The sequence below is a fragment of the Marinobacter sp. RI1 genome, from assembly GCF_041155085.1.
Lineage (GTDB): Bacteria > Pseudomonadota > Gammaproteobacteria > Pseudomonadales > Oleiphilaceae > Marinobacter > Marinobacter nauticus.
In genome coordinates this window covers 2,151,851-2,172,205 of the sequence record NZ_AP031605.1, presented here as the reverse complement: position 1 = coordinate 2,172,205, position 20,355 = coordinate 2,151,851, and the positions used below count along the sequence as shown (strand labels likewise).

19 protein-coding genes are annotated in these 20,355 nt (G+C 58.3%); 6 read left to right on the top strand and 13 right to left on the bottom strand.

The features are described 5' to 3' along the window. Positions 1–14 precede the first annotated feature (14 nt). The 4 genes from ACAM27_RS09720 to ACAM27_RS09705 form a co-directional block, all read right to left on the bottom strand. Complete coding sequence (locus tag ACAM27_RS09720; protein ID WP_014421887.1) at positions 15–2,045, bottom strand: methyl-accepting chemotaxis protein; 2,031 nt, start codon at positions 2,043–2,045, stop codon at positions 15–17. Between the two features lie 116 nt (positions 2,046–2,161). Continuing rightward, on the bottom strand, positions 2,162–3,049 hold the full coding sequence (locus ACAM27_RS09715) for a histidine kinase (RefSeq protein ID WP_369611859.1): 888 nt from the start codon (positions 3,047–3,049) through the stop codon (positions 2,162–2,164). Further along, positions 3,049–3,660, bottom strand: coding sequence for a 1,6-anhydro-N-acetylmuramyl-L-alanine amidase AmpD (gene ampD / locus ACAM27_RS09710; RefSeq protein ID WP_369611858.1), 612 nt, complete (start codon positions 3,658–3,660; stop codon positions 3,049–3,051). Before ampD ends, ACAM27_RS09715 begins: the two co-directional genes overlap by 1 nt. 105 nt (positions 3,661–3,765) lie before the next feature. After that, positions 3,766–6,066, bottom strand: a complete 2,301-nt coding sequence (locus tag ACAM27_RS09705) for a DUF1631 domain-containing protein (protein ID WP_369611857.1) — start codon at positions 6,064–6,066, stop codon at positions 3,766–3,768. Positions 6,067–6,289: 223 nt separating this feature from the next. Between ACAM27_RS09705 and nadC the strand changes: the two genes are divergently transcribed. Beyond that, complete coding sequence (gene nadC, locus ACAM27_RS09700) at positions 6,290–7,129, top strand: carboxylating nicotinate-nucleotide diphosphorylase (protein WP_113880477.1); 840 nt, start codon at positions 6,290–6,292, stop codon at positions 7,127–7,129. A 16-nt stretch (positions 7,130–7,145) separates the two neighbouring features. On the opposite strand, the gene ACAM27_RS09695 is transcribed toward nadC, so the two are convergent. The 5 genes from ACAM27_RS09695 to ACAM27_RS09675 are packed head-to-tail and all read right to left on the bottom strand — an operon-like array spanning position 7,146 to position 10,934. Continuing rightward, positions 7,146–7,487, bottom strand: coding sequence for a YqcC family protein (locus tag ACAM27_RS09695; RefSeq protein ID WP_022991712.1), 342 nt, complete (start codon positions 7,485–7,487; stop codon positions 7,146–7,148). A gap of 10 nt (positions 7,488–7,497) precedes the next feature. Beyond that, positions 7,498–8,295, bottom strand: coding sequence for a ParA family protein (locus tag ACAM27_RS09690; protein ID WP_011784466.1), 798 nt, complete (start codon positions 8,293–8,295; stop codon positions 7,498–7,500). A 42-nt stretch (positions 8,296–8,337) separates the two neighbouring features. Further along, entirely contained in the window at positions 8,338–9,036 is a 699-nt protein-coding gene (gene hda / locus ACAM27_RS09685; protein WP_113880478.1) for a DnaA regulatory inactivator Hda, read from the bottom strand. Continuing rightward, positions 9,033–9,593: a CDP-alcohol phosphatidyltransferase family protein gene (locus tag ACAM27_RS09680; RefSeq protein WP_121208689.1), complete on the bottom strand. Its 561-nt coding sequence runs from the start codon at positions 9,591–9,593 to the stop codon at positions 9,033–9,035. The genes hda and ACAM27_RS09680 overlap by 4 nt, the downstream gene beginning before the upstream one ends. A 21-nt stretch (positions 9,594–9,614) precedes the next feature. Next, positions 9,615–10,934, bottom strand: coding sequence for a DUF2066 domain-containing protein (locus ACAM27_RS09675; protein WP_121208688.1), 1,320 nt, complete (start codon positions 10,932–10,934; stop codon positions 9,615–9,617). Positions 10,935–11,122: 188 nt separating this feature from the next. Between ACAM27_RS09675 and purM the strand changes: the two genes are divergently transcribed. The 3 genes from purM (at position 11,123) to ACAM27_RS09660 (ending at position 13,660) form a co-directional block, all read left to right on the top strand. Continuing rightward, on the top strand, positions 11,123–12,187 hold the full coding sequence (gene purM, locus ACAM27_RS09670) for a phosphoribosylformylglycinamidine cyclo-ligase (RefSeq protein ID WP_113880481.1): 1,065 nt from the start codon (positions 11,123–11,125) through the stop codon (positions 12,185–12,187). After that, positions 12,184–12,846 (top strand): phosphoribosylglycinamide formyltransferase, encoded by a 663-nt coding sequence (gene purN, locus ACAM27_RS09665; protein ID WP_369611856.1) that lies wholly within the window; start codon positions 12,184–12,186, stop codon positions 12,844–12,846. The genes purM and purN overlap by 4 nt, the downstream gene beginning before the upstream one ends. A gap of 73 nt (positions 12,847–12,919) precedes the next feature. Next, positions 12,920–13,660 carry a DUF3108 domain-containing protein gene (locus ACAM27_RS09660; protein WP_023007882.1) on the top strand — a complete coding sequence of 247 codons (741 nt, stop codon included), beginning with the start codon at positions 12,920–12,922 and terminating at the stop codon, positions 13,658–13,660. Here ACAM27_RS09660 and ACAM27_RS09655 read toward each other — a convergent pair. From ACAM27_RS09655 to apbC, 4 genes are all read right to left on the bottom strand, one after another. Then, positions 13,657–14,934 (bottom strand): valine--pyruvate transaminase, encoded by a 1,278-nt coding sequence (locus tag ACAM27_RS09655; protein WP_369611855.1) that lies wholly within the window; start codon positions 14,932–14,934, stop codon positions 13,657–13,659. The genes ACAM27_RS09660 and ACAM27_RS09655 overlap by 4 nt on opposite strands. 63 nt (positions 14,935–14,997) lie before the next feature. Next, positions 14,998–15,597, bottom strand: a complete 600-nt coding sequence (locus tag ACAM27_RS09650; RefSeq protein WP_014421900.1) for a YjaG family protein — start codon at positions 15,595–15,597, stop codon at positions 14,998–15,000. Then, positions 15,594–16,160: a dCTP deaminase gene (dcd, locus tag ACAM27_RS09645; protein WP_011784457.1), complete on the bottom strand. Its 567-nt coding sequence runs from the start codon at positions 16,158–16,160 to the stop codon at positions 15,594–15,596. The genes ACAM27_RS09650 and dcd overlap by 4 nt, the downstream gene beginning before the upstream one ends. Positions 16,161–16,422: 262 nt before the next feature. Next, positions 16,423–17,523 (bottom strand): iron-sulfur cluster carrier protein ApbC, encoded by a 1,101-nt coding sequence (apbC, locus tag ACAM27_RS09640; RefSeq protein ID WP_022991706.1) that lies wholly within the window; start codon positions 17,521–17,523, stop codon positions 16,423–16,425. A gap of 180 nt (positions 17,524–17,703) precedes the next feature. On the opposite strand from apbC, the gene metG reads away from it, so the two are divergent. Together metG and rsxA are read left to right on the top strand one after the other, a co-directional pair. Continuing rightward, complete coding sequence (metG, locus tag ACAM27_RS09635; protein ID WP_023007885.1) at positions 17,704–19,740, top strand: methionine--tRNA ligase; 2,037 nt, start codon at positions 17,704–17,706, stop codon at positions 19,738–19,740. 21 nt (positions 19,741–19,761) lie between these two features. After that, positions 19,762–20,343 carry an electron transport complex subunit RsxA gene (gene rsxA, locus ACAM27_RS09630; protein ID WP_369611854.1) on the top strand — a complete coding sequence of 194 codons (582 nt, stop codon included), beginning with the start codon at positions 19,762–19,764 and terminating at the stop codon, positions 20,341–20,343. The last annotated feature ends 12 nt before the right edge of the window (positions 20,344–20,355 follow it).

Here is a 20,355-nt window from a genome sequence, read left to right as displayed (position 1 = left end):
ACAACAACCACAGATTACACCTTGAATGCTTCCACCAGGCGCTGAAGCGACGCGGTAAGCTCCGACATCTGTCTGGACGAAGCCAGAGTCTCTTCGGCGTTGGAGGCAGTGCTCTGGCCAAATTCGCCAATGCGCTCCACGTTGGCATTCACGTTCCTGGCCACGGCCGACTGTTCCTCCGCCGCCTGGGCAATCTGATGGCTCATATCAACGATCTCGGAAATGCCCGAGGCGATCCGATCCAGCGCTTCGGTCACTTCACCAGACTTCTGTACCGTCTTCTCCGTGGCATCGTGACTTGAGGTCATGGCAGATACCGCTTCTTTTACACCACCCTGAAGCCGGGAGATCATGCCTTCAATTTCCTCAGTGGACTTGTGGGTACGCTGAGACAATGAACGAACCTCATCCGCCACCACCGCAAAGCCACGCCCCTGTTCTCCCGCCCTCGCTGCCTCGATGGCCGCGTTCAGCGCCAGCAGGTTGGTCTGCTCGGCAATTGCTTTAATCTCAACCAGAACCTGACTGATATTGTCACTGTCCGCACTCACCCGGTTGATGACATCAACGGCGCCTGCAATCTCCGTAGCCAGCCGGTTAATGGTCGCGACCGTATCGGCCACCACTTCCCGACCCTTCTCGGTATCTTTCTCGGCATTCCCCGCACTATCCGCCACCCGGTGCGCACTCTCCGTGACTTCATTGACCGCTTCCACCATCTGGCCCATGGCCTCGTTGATCTGCCCGGTCTCTTCCATCTGTCGGGCCACGGCCTGACTGTTCGCCGAAGCGGTGTCATTCACCCGGACCGCCTGCTGATCAACATCTGCTGTTGTAGAGCCCACCGACCGGACAAGCTCAGCAATACGATCGGTCATGTTGTTGAACTCAGAGGTGAGCTCACCCAGTTCGTCCCGGTTGTTCAACCGGATATGGGTGGTCATATCGCCGGCGGCCACATTTCTTGCAGCTTCGCTGAACCGGTTGATGGCAATCCGCACAGACATAAAGAAGCCCACATAGAGGTAGACCACTACCAGCATCACAGCAATCAGCGCCACCAGAATCAGGGTGCGCTGCCCGGTCTGGCGAGCCAGGCGATCCTCAAGATTACCGGCAACCACATCGAAGATACGATCGCTGAGGGTATCGTAATATCCCATCTGCGCCGATACGGTCTCGTCAAATTCCTGCCAGGGCAGCTCCAGGCGCATAGGCGTGATGACATTCAGGTCCAGCTCATCACGGACTGTCATCAGACTCTCTTCCGTGCGGGTCAGTGCACCGCTCGCACTCTCTGCCAGCTGGGGCGACGCCTCCACAGCAACGGAAAGGGCCGGCGAAAGCAGCGAACTGCGGTTGGTCAACTGATCGTAGATTTCATTCAGGGTTTCGCTGAGTGCATAGCCCACCTGGCCTTCCACCAGCGCAAAAATACCGTATGAACGGGCGCGGCCAACAACAGTGCGAGACTCAGGCAACGCAGAACGCACCAGCCCTAACAGCAGCAGGTTTTCCCGGGACGCATCCTGACCCAATCCGCTGATTTCAATGGTCGCCGGCAGCAAGGCCATCACCTTCTGCACAAACTCCTGGTAGTACTTGAACTGGGGGTCAATGTTGCCCTGATAGTTATCGTTGGCTTTGAGCGTCTCCCATTCTTCTCTTACAACCAGGATCTGCTCCTGCCAGGAGCCGGAGGTGTCAAAAGAACGCTGTGGTTCGGCGAGATCTGCCAACAGGGCATCCATGCGACTGGCCGCTTCGTTGGCTTTTTCGAGCAAGGGCTGTTCGTCTTTCAGAATGCCGGGGGCCTGATAGTCACGGTAATCCATCGCCGCCACCAGCAGGCGCTCCACCTTCTGGAGTTCTGCAAGACCTTCAATGCCGCGGGTCATGGTCTGAACCGACTGGTTAAGCCCGGAAATCACCAACCAGGAAAGCACGATGATAGGGCCAAGAAAGAGAATGCTGATGAGGCTGAATTTGTAAACCATGGGCAGCCGATTCATCAGTGCTACAGCCGGATTGATTATATAGTTCACAGAGCCCTCGCTGCTTCTAACAACTGAATCTTTATTCTTTTGTTTGATTATCGCCCGTTGCCGGAAAAACTTAATCACTATTTAGTGTTATTCTGTAATCCGTTTTTGCTTTCCGGCTAGGCCATGCCTGCGATCACCAGCAATGCAAGCGCACATATCCACACCAGCATGCTCCGGTTGAGGAGGTCCCTTATAGCGCTGAGGCTCCGCCCGCCAAAATCGGGCCACTCTTCCGGGTGCAACTCCGAAAAGCGCGCAGGATCAAGTGCATATCCAGTTAACGACCCGTTGGCGGAAATCATGAGCACATCCGCGGTCTTTTTCCCGAATCCCGGGAATACCTTGCGTATTTCCCGGGACCAGCCGGCCAGGTCACCGGCGAGCCCGAATGTGCATGACAGCAAGCGGGAAGGAATCCAGCCGATAAGCCGGGCTGCCCGCTGATAGCGTACCCGCGCGGCCGCCTGCGGCCATTGGCCCGCCAGAGCTACAAGCCCTCGAGCCAGAAAAGCCAGCGCTATGCCGCCGACGGCATAACAGAAAACCACCAGGAAGAAACGCTCGAAAACCGAGACCATCAGCGCCCGCGACACCGACAGGTGCATGGCTTCTGGCGATAGCGCCGCTCCTCTTTCGGAGGCGGGCAGGCGCTCTTGAACATGGTGCCAGGCAGCCTGCATATCTCCGCGCCGCCAGGCATCGGAATAGGCTCGCAGCACCTTGCGCCAGCCCGGCGCTCCCATCAGTACCACCATCAGCACCAGTTCAAGCGGATACAGGGCATAGCGGTAGCCCGCCTCACTGGACAGCGCCCACGCGCCAGCGAGCGCCAGAGAAGGTAACACAACCAGCAGCGCCCCTCTCCAGACTGACCGCTCCTGACCCGCTTCTACCCGGCCCCAACGATGAAACCAGTTACGCCAGACCTCATCGCCAGCCAGGTGATCGGCGCGGTCCAGCCTGCGGCGAATCACGTACGCAATCAGAAAAACAACCAACGACATCAGGCCATCTCCTCGTTCGACAGCAGTGTCTGGAAGCGAGACCACTCAAACGCGGGCCCTGGATCGGTTTTTCGGCCCGGAGCAATATCACTGTGGCCGGCAATGCGACCCGGCGTGATTTCCGGCCAGGCTGTCATTGCCAGGCGCGCCAGACGCGCCAGCGCACGGTACTGATCATCGGTATAGGGAACGTCATCCGCACCTTCGAGCTCGATACCAATGGAGTAGTCGTTGCACTCCTCCTTACCCTGAAAACTGGAACGGCCAGCATGCCATGCCCTGTCCAGACAGCTGACAAACTGAATAACGGAACCATCCCGGCGAATCAACGCGTGTGCAGACACCTTCAGCTCTGCGATCGTTTCAAAATAGGGGTGGGCAGCAGTATCCAGACAGTTACAGAAAAAATTCTCGATGTGCGGGCCGCCAAACTGTTCCGGCGGCAGGCTGATGTTGTGAACCACCAGCAGTGAGATAGAGGAACCGTCCGGGCGGGGACCAAAATTGGGCGACGGACACCAGCGCACGCCGGGGAACCGGCCACTGGAACGCAAAAGTGCTGCCGCATCTTTCAGGGAGTGTGGGTGATGATCGTTCTGGATACTAGACAACGTGTTTCCATCGGCGCAGGGGACTCATGCAGATGATTGAATCACAAAGCGCCCATGGATGCCACGACGTCGCCGGTGCCCTGCGCGGGCACTCAGTACCGGAGATCAGTCTTTTCGGTTATGACGCAGGTTGTCGATGATGGACTCCAGCGCCCGATCAAAGATCAGGCCGTCATCCAGCATGGTGATCGCCTGCTCCTGCAGAGCAATCGCCAGGTCATCCCGATGATATTCCGCCACCTTCGCACCACTGCGGTTAACAAAGATGTACTTGCCGGTGGCCTTGATGAAGGCCGCCAGCTTGCAACGGACCCTGGTCTCGTCTCTGGCCATCTCAACCCAGGATCCAACTCTCAGGCCGTCCGCCTTCGCCAGCCATTCCGCCGACGCTACTGGTGATTGGATCTCCGCGGATTCCTCGGCGACGGCTGCCGTCTCAACGCCGGCTGAGATCTCAGCAGGCTTGACTGACGCAGGTTCAGTCACCTCGTCAACCACCTCCGGCGCAGGTTCCGATTGCTCGGGAGTTTCCGCCGGCTCTGCCGGAGCTTCAGGTACCTCAAAATTCTCAATCGTGGGTGCCTTGTCTTCAACAACCGGCGCGGTCACCAGTTTCTGGAAAACATCGACATGGGCAAGCTCCAGGTCCCGGATGGCCGCATCGGTTGCAAACGGATCCCAGGAGATCTCCTGAAGCGCCTTGCGGAGCTCTTCCACCACCTCTGGAATCATTCGCAACAGTTCCGCCCGGGTATCAGAAGACACCGGTCGCGGGTCAACACTCCACACCAGCCGCTCGCTGATGGCCTTTGCCTGCAGCCAACGCTCGCTTTCTTCACCCTCACGCAACACCACCCACTGCAGGTAACGGGTCCAGGGCTCGTTCAGCACCTGTAAAACCGGCTCGGGAATGTCCCGGCCTGCAGTGTGCTCACGGATAACATCGGTAGCAGCCTGACTGGCACGTTCCTGCCGGGCGCGTCCTTCTTCGGCATCCCGAAGGCGCTGCTCAACCAGCTCGCGACGGCGGCGATCCAGATCCATGAAGTGACCAAAGTCCTTCAGCAATTCCTCGAACAGCCCTACCTGATCGGTGTATTCGGTGAGCACCCGACCCACCACTTCCTCAATTTTTTCCCGAAGCGGATCACGCATTCCGGCACGTTTCTCGCTCCAGCCAATGGCGGCCAGGGCAAGTTCGTTGAGGAGCTTGCGAACCGGATGGCCACCACGATTGAAAAAGTTCTTGTCGCTGAGTGCGACCTTGAGCACCGGAATCTGTAGCCGCCCGATCAGCGCCTTCATAACCGGATGCAACTGCCGATCTTCGAGAATGAAATCAAACAGCATTGAGACCAGGTTGATCACGTCACTGTCGACCTGCCCTACTGAGAATCGCTTCCCTTCCGGACCCTGCAACAGCGGCTGTAACTGCTGGCGCAAAGGCACCACATTGTCGCCTTCACCCTGCGGCGCTGCGCCCTGCAGTTCGTTCAGGCGCGCCATCAGACGATCGGTATCCAGAACAGCGCCGGTTTGTGCCATACCGGCACTACTGGTCTCTCCCTGGTGCAACAGCGCACTCAGCTCACTGAAAGTAGGCGACGGTCCATGGCTATGGGCAGCACCTTCGGCAGCCGGGGCTTCCTCTGCCGGCGCTGGCGAACCGCCTGCCTTTGGCGCACTGCGACCCGGCGCTACCTGAGCACCACCCACCGGAGCCCGCTTCATGTCAGGCAGCACGCCGGCGGCGATCAGGGTTTTGTTGCATTCCTGGTAGAAATCGCTGAGCTTGTCCACCAGCAGGCGCTCAAACAGCTTCAAAACCACAAGCTTGGCACGGATATCAATATCCAGATCGGTGCAAGCATCCGAAATAGCGCCACAAATGACTTCCGGGCTGAGAGGCATTTGATCGTCAGAGAGATCCAACTGTGGAACAAGATGGCGAATCCGGGCCGCCAACATCCTTACCGGCTCCTGGTATCGATTCCGCAGGCGATTGGTCAGGTTATCTATCGCTACCTGCTGTTCAAGGTCAGAGTGATCCACCAGGCTGAGGGAGTCCTGGTCCACTTCTTCCAGTGAACCACCGGAGCGGGCAGGTTTGAACTTACCCAGCTCATTGAAGGCCTGGCTGACGTATTGCAGGACTGACACTGTCATTGCCTTCCGGCGCAGTCGCAGCTCCCGCATGGCGTCGAAGTAGGCAGTCTGGTCCTGGTTGGAGCCGGCCCGGTCTGCGAGGGCAAACAAACTGTCGTCAGCCTGTTCGAAAAAACTGGCAAGTACCGCCTTGAGTGACTGACCCGATGTGTCACGCAGTCGCACCAGCTCTACCGGTAACGAGAACCGGCTCACCGGCTTCTGACCGGCCAAGCGGACTACCTTGTTATCGTGCGCCATGTGGATGCTCCGGAATCGATCAGCTGATGGTACTTAAACCTTTATAGGATTACATCATACGGGCGAGTGTCGTCACCTTGTGTCAGAATTTGTCACCTTTTGTGTCAGCAGGAACTGCATCACACTTCAGACCACTCACACCTCCATTTGGCGAATCGATAGCGCTGGCAGTAGAATTGCCCTCCACAATTTTCCAAGCCACCATCAACCTCCGGACGTCCCAATGATTTCTGCCGAACTGCTGCGCCAGGCCCGTATCGAATCCGTTGCCCAGAGTCTGCGGGAAGATATTGGCGATGGCGACATCACCGCCCAGCTGATCCCTGCCGAAAAACTGGCAACAGCAAGGGTAATCACCCGGGAAGACGCCCGCCTGGCTGGAAGCGCCTGGGTGGAGGAGGTTTTTCACCAGGTGGATCCGTCAGTGACACTCCAGTGGCAGTTTCACGATGGCGACGACGTACCCGCCAACGCCGTGATCTTCCGCATGCAAGGCCCGGCCCGCTCGCTTCTGACCGCCGAACGCGCTGCTCTTAACTGGTTGCAGACCCTGTCTGGCGTGGCAACAGCCTGTGCCCATTACGCTCGCCGGGTGTCCCATACCAACGTACGCCTTCTGGACACCAGGAAAACCCTGCCAGGGCTGCGACTGGCCCAGAAATACGCGGTGACTTGCGGTGACTGCGATAATCACCGGCTGGGACTCTGGGACGCATTTCTGATCAAGGAAAACCACATTGCCGCCTGCGGCTCCATTGCCAATGCGGTCGCCGAAGCGCACCGCATTGCACCAGGCAAACCCGTGGAAGTGGAAACCGAATCGCTCGCCGAGCTGGACCAGGCTCTTGAGGCCGGGGCCGACATCATCATGCTGGACGAGTTCTCGCTTGCCGACATGGCTGAAGCGGTAAAGCGGAATGCCGGAAAAGCCCGCCTTGAAGCTTCCGGTGGCATCAACGCGCACACGCTGGTGCCCGTTGCCGAAACCGGCGTGGATTACATCTCTATTGGCGCACTGACCAAAGACGTACGAGCCATCGATTTGTCCATGCGCCTGGAGTAATCCAGTCCCGGAATAATCAGCGGCCGCCAGAGGACAACAGCCGATCCATCTCCTCAAGCGCTGAGATCAGCTCACGGCCGGACTGCTCACGCCCACGGAAATGCTCTTCTGCCATGGGCGCAATACCAGATACCTCTGGCAGCGCGTGACCGGCTTCCACCAGCGCCTTCATTTTTTCAAGAAACACGAACTGCAGCCACTGGGTGAAGTCCATGGTATCCAGGCAGAACGGCTGTGTACTCTGGAACGCCTCCGGTGGCAGGCTTTCTGTCTGCCAGACACCCAGTTGCCGAAGTTCAATTTCAATCTGCAGCAAACCGTCGGTCACCTGATCCAGGTGGCGTGCTTTTTCACTCATGGGATTCCTCTCAGTCTGCCAATGGCTCCAGCTCAACAGACTCCCCATGCAGCACACGGTATAGATCCTCATACTGGCGTGTGAGCGTGTGTTTCGGAGCCATGTGAATCAGCGGTTGGCGACTCTGGTGTGATTCTTTCATCTTGACGGAACTGGACAGGCGTACCGGCAGCACCGGCAACCCCTCCTCCGTCAGCTCCCGGACCAACTGCCTGGGCAGGCTCGCCCTTGGCTGGAACTGGTTTGCAATGATGCCCTCAACAACCAGCTCCTCATTATGATCCTCCTGCAATTCGCGGATTTCATGGAGGATGTTGTAGAGCGCCTGGCGGGAGAAATCATCGCAGTCGAACGGGATCAGGCAGCGCTGGGCAGCAATCAGGGCAGAACGGGTGTAGAAATTCAGGGCCGGGGCGGTATCGATATAGATCTCATCGAAACTGTCGCTGAGCTTTTTCAGAAACTCCCTGAGCTTGTAGATCTTGTGCTTGGCTTCGAGTTTGCGTTCCAGAAAATCCAGCTCAGGGCTGGATGGCAACACGTACAGGTTGTCGAATGACGAGGCGTGTACAAACTCGTCAGGTCGACGATTGAAGACACTGAAGGCGACCGTCTGCTCCAGCAGATCGGCAACGGTATCTTTCAGTTCAGCCGCCGGTTTGCCCAGCAGGTAGTGGGTGGAGTTGCCCTGCGGGTCCAGATCCACCACCAGGGTACGCTTTCCTCTTGCGGCGCTGATGGCCGCCAGGTTACAGGTGATACTGGACTTGCCAACGCCACCTTTCTGATTGAATACAACCCGTCTCATGTCGTCTCTCCAATGGCCTTTACGTTATTAATCCCTTTACCGCTACCATCCCATCACGGCTTTCACAAACGGAATGGTTAAACGTCGCTGGGCCTGCAGCGAATTCTCATCCAAGGTATCCAGCAGCCCCAGCAGATCACCCAGCTTTCTCGGGGCCCTGCGCATGATGAAGCCGGCAACATCCTCGCTCATCACCAGCCCGCGCTGCTCTGCCCGGGCCATCAGGATTCGCTGCCGGTCCTCATCCCGGTACACGCCCAACTGAATGAGCAAGCCATGCGCCAGACGGGATCCCAGGTCTGCCAGTCCGAACGGCAGCGAAGCGGGCACCTCGGACAGACTGACCACCAGCAGGCCATTGCGATCCAGCACCCGGTTGTACAGGTGGAAAACCGCCTCCTCCCAGCCGGGATCAGCCGCGGCATGCTCCAGATCGTCAAGACAGATCACATCATGACTGTCCAGGCCCGCCAGGGCGTCCGGGCCGAACGGCAGCAGCTCGACAATGCTGATGCAGACGGCGGTCTTCCCCATCTGCTCGGACTCATGGCAGATCGCCTGCAACAGATGGCTTTTGCCGGTATCGGAATCGCCACAGATCACAACCACCGGAAGCCCCGACGGCTCCCGGCACACCAACTCCAGCCGCTGTGCGGCCGAACGGTTACGGTCACCGTGAAAGTTGTCGAAGCGGGCATCGTCCCGGAGCTTGACCCCCAATACCATTTGTGAGGCTTTCATGACCGTTTCGCCCTCCAGGCCCGCAAACTCCACACGGCAACATAGTGGCCCCCGCTCACCAGCGCGCTGACGGCAACCAGCCAGATCCCGGTGTCGATTACCCAGGGCTGCATGGGCAAACCCGCCAGCAGGATGATAATGGCGAGCGCCACCAGTATCTGGATAAACGTGTTGATCTTGCCCGGAATACTGGGTTCCATATCGAAGCGGCCGATGCCGTAATGAAAAGCCAGGCCGCCGCAGACAATGACAAGATCCCGACCCAGCACCAGGGCAAACAGCCACAACGGAAGTACACCGGTAATGGTGAGCATGAGATAGGCCGAAATCAACAGCGCCTTGTCCGCGAGAGGGTCGGCCACAGCGCCAAGCCGGGAGCGCCAGTTGAAATGACGGGCCAGAAACCCGTCAAAGGCATCGGTCAGTGCGGCAACGAAGAATATCACCAGAGCCAGCCGGTAGTTACCTTCCAGCAGTGCGCCGGCGAACGGCACGATCAGCACCATTCGCAGGAATGTCAGTGCATTCGGGATCCAGCGCCACTGCCTAGAACTCACCGGGCCGCCTCCATCAAGCCATCAGCTTCGGTCGCCGCCAGTGGCGCCGGGAGCGGGTTGCCAGCGGTAATAAAGTACCTGGTACAAAGACTCAAAAGCCTGTTCGGCATCCTGCTCATCGCCCGGAGCCAGGGGCTGATAGCTGAACCCAGCCGTCTCAGCACTATCCTGCGCATCCGTTCCGGCCGATGCTTCGGTATCGTTCCGGGAACCGGCCTCGCCTGTTTGCGCCGTACCATCCCCTTCCGAGCCAGTAGCCTGGCTGTTCTTGCTGGCCGTTATCGGCTCTGCAGGCTGCTCCGCCGGCACAAATCGTGCGTCCAGCGCGATATGCTCCTTCAACTGGTCAAGTTCTCCGGAGAATGCCACCTCCACGGTCAGCCGGTTGCCACGAACCCGTGACGCACCAACAGACACTACCGGAGTCATGTCCTGCAGTGCCCGGGTCACCTGGCCGTAATCTGCCAGCGTCGTTACACCCTCAAGCACCATATCAACTTTCGGAGCCTCACCCGCCTCGCCGGCTGTGACCGCATATCGGCTGGCGTATTGCTCTGTCCAGCGATCGATTAAAGCTTGCGCCAACTGTTCCGGCGTATCGGCATTGACCGACTGCTCACCTGCATCGAGCCCCATGCCTTCAACCACCCAGCCTGCGCGCCATTGGCCGCCGGAACGACTGATACGAACCAGAGCCAGGGCGTCGTGGGACAGATCGTCTGAAGCTTGCTGGATGCGGCCGACAAACTGGCCCCACAAATCCGACAGCAAGGCCCGGTCACCGGCATAGGTCTCCGGCGGGAAGGCGATGGGTAGACCGCGATCGGCCGCTGCTGATAAGAGATGTTGTGCCCAGAGCCCCTCATTACTTCCCGGCGCTGAATCCGCTGCACGGGTCAGTAATTGCCGGTCTCCCCGGTCTTCCACGGCAATCCAGGCCAGCGTCAGGGGGCGGTTGGCGCCCCATACCGGCGCCTGCACAGACGCCAGCGCGCGGTTGACCCCGACGGCTCCGAAACTCATCTGCAAACGTGACTGCCCCGCGGTACGGTTCACCTGATAAGACAGCAACATGGACTCGGCGTCTGCCAATACCTCGTCTATCCCTTCGAGTTCCAGCACCTCACGGGTTCCGGACACCCTCACCATTACCTGACGCAGCCCTTCAGCGTATCCGGCCTTCAACGCATCCGCCGAGGTGCCTGCAACCGGAACATCGGCCGCGTAGAGTCCCGACACGCTGACCGCCGATGCCGGGCCGGCCGAGAGTACCCAACAGACTGCCGCCAACAGAAACGCAGCAACTCGCCCGTTCCTGGCTGTTTTCACTGATTCGGTCATGAAACACCTTGCCATTCCCATGGTTGGCGCACAGGATACACCATCACCAGAGCCGAGAGTAGCAAGCACAGGTTGCAGTCAGGCAATCTGAAACCGGCAATATTGCCTGTGCTCCCAATTCCATTTGGAGCCCCCGTGCGCACCTGTTAAAATCCGCGCCTTGACTCACAGGCCTACGGTTATTTTCCATGAGCGAACAGAAGCCCTCCCTGACCTACCGCGATGCCGGCGTGGACATCGACGCAGGTAACGATCTTGTCAACCGAATCAAGAGTACTGCAGCGCGCACCCGTCGCCCGGAAGTACTCGGCGGCCTCGGCGGCTTTGGCGCCATGGTATCGATTCCGGCAGGCTACAAAGAGCCCGTACTGGTTTCTGGCACGGACGGCGTAGGCACCAAGCTTCGGCTTGCCATGCAACTGCAGAAGCATGACAGCATCGGCATCGACCTGGTGGCCATGTGCGTGAATGACCTGGTGGTCGGCGGCGCCGAGCCTCTGTTCTTTCTGGACTACTACGCAACCGGCAAACTGAATGTCGACGTTGCCGCTCAGGTAGTTGAAGGCATTGGCCAGGGTTGTGAGCAGGCCGGATGCGCTCTGGTTGGTGGCGAGACCGCCGAGATGCCGGGCATGTATGAAGGCGACGATTACGATCTGGCCGGCTTCTGTGTAGGCATTGTGGAGCGTAACAAGATCATTGACGGTAGCCGCGCGCAGCCGGGTGACGCCCTGCTGGCGCTGGGCTCCTCCGGCCCCCACTCCAACGGCTACTCGCTGATTCGCAAGATTATCGAAGTCAGTGGCGCAGACCTGAGCCAGTCAATGGGCGACACCACACTGGCCGACGCCCTGATGGCGCCCACACGCATCTATGTGAAGAATCTGCTTCAACTGATTCGCGAAGTCGATGTTCGGGCCCTTTCGCACATTACCGGCGGCGGCCTGCCCGAGAACATCCCCCGGGTACTGCCCAAGGGCACCATAGCCGCACTCGACACCCAGAGCTGGGAGCTGCCCCCGGTATTCCAGTGGCTTCAGAATGCCGGCGGCGTAGCCCAGGAGGAAATGTATCGCACCTTTAACTGCGGTATCGGCATGGTCATCTGTGTACCGGAAGACCAGAAGGCACTGGCCATGGACACCCTGAATGCCATGGGTGAAAAGGTATGGCAGATCGGCGTAATGGAAGCAGCCGAATCCAGCGATGCTGAGCCCGTTGTTCGCTACGCACCGGGGCTTTTGACGGCATGAAGGCAGATCCGGCCCCCGTTCCGAAGATCCTGGTGCTCGCCTCTGGCAGCGGCACCAACCTGCAGGCTTTGATCGACGCCACCCGGGAACGCGACTTTCCGGGTGAGATCATTGCCGTTGGCTGCAACAAACCGGGCGCGTTTGCCCTGGAGCGCGCCGCCCAGGCCAATCTCACCACCTTTGTGGTCGACCATACAAAATATGGCTCCCGAGAAGAATTCGACGCCGCCCTGCTGGCCGAAATCCTTCGCCACAATCCGGATCTGGTGGTGCTGGCCGGCTTCATGCGGATTCTGACCAGCGACTTTGTCCGCGCATTCCGTGGCCGGATGCTTAACATTCACCCTTCCCTGTTGCCGGCCTACACCGGACTGAACACCCACCAAAGGGTCCTGGAAGCCGGTGACCGCACCCACGGTGTATCCATTCACTTTGTGACCGAGGAACTGGACGGCGGGCCGGTCATCGCCCAGGCGGAAGTTGCCGTGGCAGAGGATGACACTCCGGAGTCCCTGGCGGAAAAAGTTCAGCAACAGGAGCACGTGCTCTACCCCATCGTCGTGCGCTGGTTCTGCGAGGGTCGCATTCAGCTGGGCGCTGAGGACGTTCTGTTTGACGGCGCGCCCATCGAGCGTCCCATGCGACTGCCGGCGAACTGAACAGATTGTCATCACAAGGCCTCGCCGAACCAACTACACTGTCGCTAGCGTAGACGGTCAAAGAGGCTTTTTGATGCACACAGACAACCCCCACAAACCACGTTTTCAGCTCTGGGCAGCCCTAATTGCCGGCATGATTGCGCTGCCGGCGTCCGCCGCCGATGTAGATTACGCCCCTCTGGTGCCCTATGAGGCCCGCTACACCGCCTCCATGTCCAAAGGCGTCAGCCTCAACGGCGAGGGTGTTCGGGAACTGACAGACCAGGGCAATAACGTCTGGCTGTACCGTACGGATGTCGACTCTTTCATCGCCGATATCAACGAATCACTGATTTTTCGCTGGGAAGATGGCCAGGTGATTCCCCTGCGCTACCGCTATCACCTCTCCGGTTTCCTGATCAAAGATCGCAAACAGTCCATTGATTTTGACTGGCAGGCAGGCATTGCCACCGGCAGCTATCGTGGCGATAAGTTTGAAGTGGAGTTACGAGACAACACCCTGGACCCCTTGGGCTACCAACTGCAACTCCATCAGGACCTCAAGGCAGGCAAACGCGATGTCACCTACCAGGTGCTGGACAAGGGGGATTACGACGACGACCGCTTTGCTGTCATCGACGAAGATAGCCTGAGCGACAATGGCCGCACCATGAACACCCTGAAGGCGGAAAAAGTCCGGGACGAAGACTCCAAACGCCAGACCCTGATGTGGTTTGATCCGGCCCGGGATTACCTGCTGGTTCGCCTGCTCCAGGTGGAGCCGGACGGCAGCGAGTACGAGCTGAAACTCAAAGACGCAACACTGGCCGATTAATCGGCCAGTCCCTGCTCGGCCCACACCGCTTTTACTTCCTCAGCAATGATCCGCAGACCTTCAGCCACCCGGGCATCGTCCTGGGAATACGTTACCCGCAGACACTCATGGCGATGACGCCAGCCATCCTCGGGCAAGCCCGGGAAGAAGTAATGCCCGGAGACCACCAGTACACCCCGAGCCTTGAGACGCTGATAAAGCTCCAGACTGGAGACCGGCAAATCCGGGAACCAGAGCCACAGGAACATCGCTCCTTCCGGTTTGTGGATGTACCAGCGGCAACTATCTTCGCCCATAGCATCGCGGAACACCGATACCGCCCGCTCCATTTTTGCTTTATAGAACGGGCAAACCACATCCCGGCTCAGGGACAGAATCTCTCCGGAGCGCACCAGCGGTTCTGCCAGCATCGCACCAAAGCTTCCGGTGGCCAGGTTCATGATGGCGTTGATGCCCGACAACGCCTTGATGATGGACGCCTCGGCAATCACGATCCCGGTTCGCGCCGCTGGCAAGCCCAGCTTGGACAGGCTCAGGCACAGGATGATCTGCTCGTTCCAGGTTGGCTGCGCGTCGACAAACAACAGGCTCGGAAATGGCGTTCCATAGGCTCCGTCGACAATCAGCGGAATATCGTTTTGCCGGGCCAGTTCTTCCAGCCGGGCCAACTCCTCATCGGTAATGACGTTTCCCGTGGGGTTTGTGGGCCGGGATACACAGATAGCGCCGGTTTCTCCGGTCACCTCCACGGCGTCAAAATCCACCCGATATTTGAATTCATGGGCATCGGTGAAGGAGATGTCCGGCTGTACCGCGTGGAACAGCCCTTGCTCAATGCCGGCATCGGCGTAGCCAATGTATTCAGGCGCCAGCGGCAACAGGATATGCTTGCGATGCCCATCACCGTAGTCGCCACCAAACATGTTGAAAAGCATGAAGAAGGCAGCCTGACTGCCGTTGGTCAGCGCAATGTTTTCGGGCTTCAGGCCCCAGCCGTATTCCTGATTCAGCAACTGGGCCAGGGAGGCAATAAACTGTTTTTCCCCCTGAGGGGGATCGTAAATACCCACCAGCCGACGTACGTCCGCCTCACTGGAGACCATCTCCCCCAGAATGCCCTGAACTCTCTGCTGGATCTCCGGAATGTGGCCGGGGTTACCACCGCCCATCATGATCATGTCTTCACCGGAGGCCATGGCATTCCCGAGATCGTCCATCAGGGAAGTAATGCCGGCATCAGCGGTGAACTTACGACCGAAAGCAGAGAGTTTCATGATTCATTCCGTTCAATAAAGTACTGAGGGAGGTTACAGGCAGTGTAGCTTGGTTGCCTTATGTCAGCCTTCCAGGGAGATTCCCAGGTTGCTGACACCGTCGTTGGCGGCACCGGCTCGGAGTTCAGCCAGGAAGGCTTCTTTGGGTGTTCGCTGCTTTTTCAGCGCCATGACGGTGTCACGCTGAAACAGCTTGTCGTCCTTGAGCAGTGGGTGGTGTTCAAACACGCGCACCAGCTCGTTTTCATCCAATCCCTCACCCTCGGACATTTCAACAAAATCCATCACGGTGCGGGTCGCCAACTGGGAAGCTTCGGTGGCGCGATGTTTGTTCGGGTTCAGGCGGTTCAGCAGCGCCTGCTCAAGCAACTGGCAGAAATCGAAGGCTGGGTAGACACCGTAGGCATCGTACTCATCGACATTGGGGCACAGGGTTTCGAGTTTACTGAGCAGCTGCGGAATTGCGGCATCGGCCACGTCTTTCTGGAGCATGTCCCAGGCCAGATCGAGCAACTGGCGCATCTTGCCGCCGGTTTTCAGGCCAACGGCGTCGGCGAACAGGGCGTAGTTGGGAAAGGAACGTTCGGCCAGGGCAAGCAGGAAGGCGCATTCGCGCCAGCCCTGCAGCTGTGAGACGGCTTTGAGAAACTGGTTGGCGTTCATGTCCTGGGCAGGGTCACGCCGGTCTGGCCAAGGTACTTGCCGCCGCGGTCTTTGTAGCTGGTTTCACAGATTTCATCGGATTCGAAGAACAGCATCTGGGCAACGCCTTCGTTGGCGTAGATTTTCGCTGGCAGATTGGTGGTGTTGGAGAATTCCAGGGTTACCTGACCTTCCCACTCCGGCTCCAGCGGGGTGACGTTCACGATGATGCCGCAGCGTGCATAGGTGCTTTTGCCCAGACAAATAGTAAGTACGCTTCTGGGGATGCGGAAGTATTCAACAGTGCGCGCCAGGGCGAAGCTGTTCGGCGGGATGATGCAGACGTCGCCGGTGTAGTTGACGAAGCTGTTTTCGTCGAAGTTCTTCGGGTCTACGGTGGCGCTGTGGACGTTGGTGAAGATTTTGAATTCGTTGCTGCAACGTACGTCGTAGCCGTAGCTTGAGGTGCCGTAGGAGATGACGCGGCCTTTTTCGCTTTCCCGAACTTGTCCGGCTTCGAAGGGTTCGATCATGCCGTGCTGTTCGGACATCCGGCGGATCCACTTGTCGGATTTGATGCTCATGGGTGAATTCTCGTTTCCAGCTGGTGGGAAAATTGGGGCGTAGTTTACCTTGTCGTGCGGTGACTGTCGAAGGTATAGGGCAGCATCCCCAAAGTGGCCGCGTTGGGGGGCTGCGGCATCAGGGTGCCCTTTCCAAAAACCGCTACGAGCACATCCCTGTGCGCTTCTCTCCGGCCATCCATGGCCTCCGACATTTTTGGAAAGGGCACCCTGATGCCGCGATTCAACTACGGCGCTGAAGTCCCTTCAGGTCTGGTCTTGGTTAATGCTCCGTCACGGAAACACTGGAAATCGTCCCACCAAGATTCCGCTCGCGGGTGGACAGCTCCGCCCCCACCCTTCTGGCGATGTCGCGGTAGCGTCTTGCCACTTCCGAATCCGGCTCGGCAACCACAGTCGGGGCGCCGCTGTCGGTCTGTTCGCGGATGGTCATGTGCAAGGGTAGCTGGCCCAGGAGGGTGGTTTCGTATTCTTCCGCGATGCGTTCGCCACCGCCGTGGCCGAAGAGGGGTTCTTCATGGCCGCAGTTGGAGCAGATGTGGACGCTCATGTTTTCGACTACGCCCAGCACCGGGATGTCGACTTTGCGGAACATTTCGATGCCTTTTTTGCCGTCCAGCAGGGCGATGTCCTGGGGAGTGGTGACGATGACGGCGCCGGTTACCGGGACTTTCTGGGCCAGGGTGAGCTGGATGTCGCCGGTGCCGGGAGGCATGTCGATGATGAGGTAGTCGAGTTCATCCCACAGGGTTTGCTGGAGCAACTGCATCACCGCACCGCTGACCATGGGGCCGCGCCAGACCATGGGGGTTTTGTCGGTGGTGACGAAGGCCATGGAGTTGGCTTGCAGGCCGTGGGCCAGCATGGGGACGAAGTATTTGTTTTCGCGTACGTCCGGGCGTTTGCCTTCGGGTACGCCGAGCATCATGCCGATGCTGGGCCCGTAGATATCGGCGTCAAGGATGCCGACCCGGGCGCCTTCGGCGTGCAGGGCGAGAGCGAGGTTGACGGCGGTGGTGGATTTGCCCACGCCGCCTTTGCCGGAGGCGACTGCGATGATGTTTTTCACACCGGGGACGGCCGGCAGGTCTTTGTTGGTTTTGTAGCTGTGGATTTTCTGGGCTACGTGTACCTCGGCACTTTCAACGCCATCGACAAATTCCAGAGCGTTGGCGACGATCTGTTTCAGGCCACCAGCGATGCCTTTGGAAGGGTATGGCAGTTCGACCATCAGGGTCACGTTGCCGCTGTCGTCTGCGCTCAGGTTTTTCACGGCTCCCAGTTCGTACAGGTCTTTGTTCAGGTAGGGGTCCCGGTATTCGCGAACGGCGGCTTCTAGGGCCTGTTGGGAAATCTGGGTCATCGGGGTCTCCGGAATAAGCTCATAAGCTTGAATGCAGGTGAAAAATGATGGCTCGGAAGGTATCATCTGTGCCCGTTTCTGACCATATGGGGTCTTTACCTGGAACAATCAATTGCGATTGGCGCCGGAACCCCGTTTTTGTCTTTCCAACCCGACTCAACATAAGGTTCGGACATCACCATGACGCAAGCGAGCAAGCAACAGCGCGATATTCTGGTTACCAGCGCCCTGCCCTACGCCAACGGGCCCATTCATCTGGGGCATCTGCTGGAATACATTCAGACCGATATCTGGGTGCGCTTCCAGAACATGCGCGGCCACAACTGCTACTACGTTTGCGCAGACGATGCTCACGGCACCGCCATTATGCTGCGGGCCGAGCGTGAGGGGATTACCCCGGAGCAGCTGATCGACCGGATTCGTCAGGAGCATCAGGAAGATTTCGCGGGCTTTCACATCCGTTTCGACAATTATTACTCCACGCACTCGGAGGAGAATCAGTACTTCTCGGAGTACATCTACCGCCAGCTCAAGGACAATGATCACATTGCCACGCGCAAGATCACGCAGTTCTTTGATCCGGAAAAAGAGATGTTTCTGGCGGATCGTTTCATCAAAGGCACTTGTCCCAAGTGCAAAACCGAAGACCAGTACGGTGATAACTGTGAGGCCTGCGGCGCCACCTACACACCCGCCGAGTTGATCAACCCCCGCTCTGCGGTGTCTGGCGCTACACCTGTGGAAAAGGAATCCGAGCATTACTTCTTCAAACTGCCGGAGTTCCACGATTTTCTGAGCAAGTGGACGCGCAGCGGTGCTCTGCAACCCCAGGTGGCCAATAAGCTGGCCGAGTGGCTGGATGCGGGCCTGCAGGAGTGGGACATCAGTCGGGATGCGCCCTATTTCGGGTTTGAGATCCCGGATGCACCAGGTAAGTACTTCTACGTTTGGCTGGATGCACCTATCGGCTACCTGGCCAGCTTCAAGAACCTGTGCAACCGCGAGGGCATCGATTTCGAGCATTTCTGGAAGAAGGATTCCAGTGCCGAGGTGTACCATTTCATCGGTAAGGACATTATCAATTTCCATGCCCTGTTCTGGCCTTCGATGCTGCACGATGCGGGCTTCCGCACGCCAACCGCGGTTTGGGCTCATGGCTTCGTGACGGTGAACGGCAAGAAAATGTCCAAGTCCCGCGGCACCTTCATCATGGCGCGGACCTACCTGGACCACCTGAACCCGGAGTACCTGCGCTACTACTTCGCCGCGAAGCTGACCGGCGGTGTGGATGACATGGACCTGAACCTGGAGGACTTTGCCGCCCGGGTGAATTCCGATCTGGTGGGCAAGGTGGTGAACATTGCCAGCCGCAGTGCCGGTTTTATCACCAAGCGCTTTGACGGCAAGCTGGGCAAGGTTACCGAGCAGGACAAGCTGAAAGAGTTTATTGATGCCGGTGAACAGATTGCAGAGTTCTACGAAGCCCGTGAGTTCGGCCGCGCCATGCGTCGGATTATGGAGCTGGCAGACATTGCCAACCAGTACGTGAATGATGAGCAGCCCTGGGTGATTGCCAAACAGGACGGCCAGGATGACCAGCTGCAGGCCATCTGTACCAACGCCATCAACATGTTCCGCCTGCTGATGACCTATCTGGCACCGGTACTGCCGAAGACCGCCGATGCAGCCCAGTCGTTCCTGAATTCACGCCTGGACTGGAACAACCGTGCCGCCCTGCTCGAAAACCACGGCATCGACAAGTTCAAGCCGCTGATGAACCGGGTGGATATGGATCAGATCGAAAAAATGCTGGAGGCCTCCAAAGAGGAACTGCCGGCAGCCCAGGGCGACAGCAAGAAAGAGGCGGCAAAGGATCTCGAACCGATCGCCGAGGAAATCGAGTTCCCGGATTTTGCCAAGGTGGATCTGCGGGTCGTCAAGATTGTCAAAGCAGAGCATGTGGAAGGCGCTGACAAACTTCTTCGACTGACTCTTGACGTGGGGCATGGCGAACGCAACGTGTTTGCTGGTATTAAGTCCGCCTACAAACCGGAAGATCTGGAAGGTCGTATGACCGTGATGGTCGCCAACCTCAAACCCAGAAAGATGAAGTTCGGTATGTCCGAAGGCATGGTACTGGCGGCCGGCCCCGGTGGTAAGGATATCTTCATTCTGTCTCCGGATTCCGGCGCTGTGCCGGGCATGCGGGTGATGTAAAGCAGAGACTGAGACGCTCCGATGACAGAGTATTTACTGATTCTGGTCAGCACCATTCTGGTGAACAACTTCGTGCTGGTGCAGTTCCTGGGGCTGTGCCCTTTCATGGGCGTTTCCGGGAAACTGGAAACCGCCATGGGCATGTCGCTGGCAACCACGTTCGTGCTGACCCTGTCATCGGTGTGCAGTTATCTGGCCTACACCTATCTGCTGGCCCCGCTGGATCTCGCTTTCCTGAAAACCATCACCTTCATCCTTGTGATTGCGGTGGTGGTACAGTTCACCGAAATGGTGGTACGCAAGACCAGTCCGCTGCTGTATCGGGTTCTCGGGATTTTCCTGCCCCTGATCACCACTAACTGCGCGGTATTGGGTGTAGCCCTCCTGAACCTCAACAAAAACAACAACTTTGTGGACTCTGTGCTTTACGGCTTTGGCGCCGCCGTCGGGTTCTCCCTGGTGCTGGTGCTGTTTGCCGCCATGCGCGAGCGCATTGCCGTATCCGATGTGCCGGTGGCCTTCCGGGGCGCAGCTATCGGGATGATTACCGCAGGGCTCATGTCGCTGGCTTTCCTGGGCTTCACCGGCCTGGTCGCGGTCTGACGGAGCGGTTGT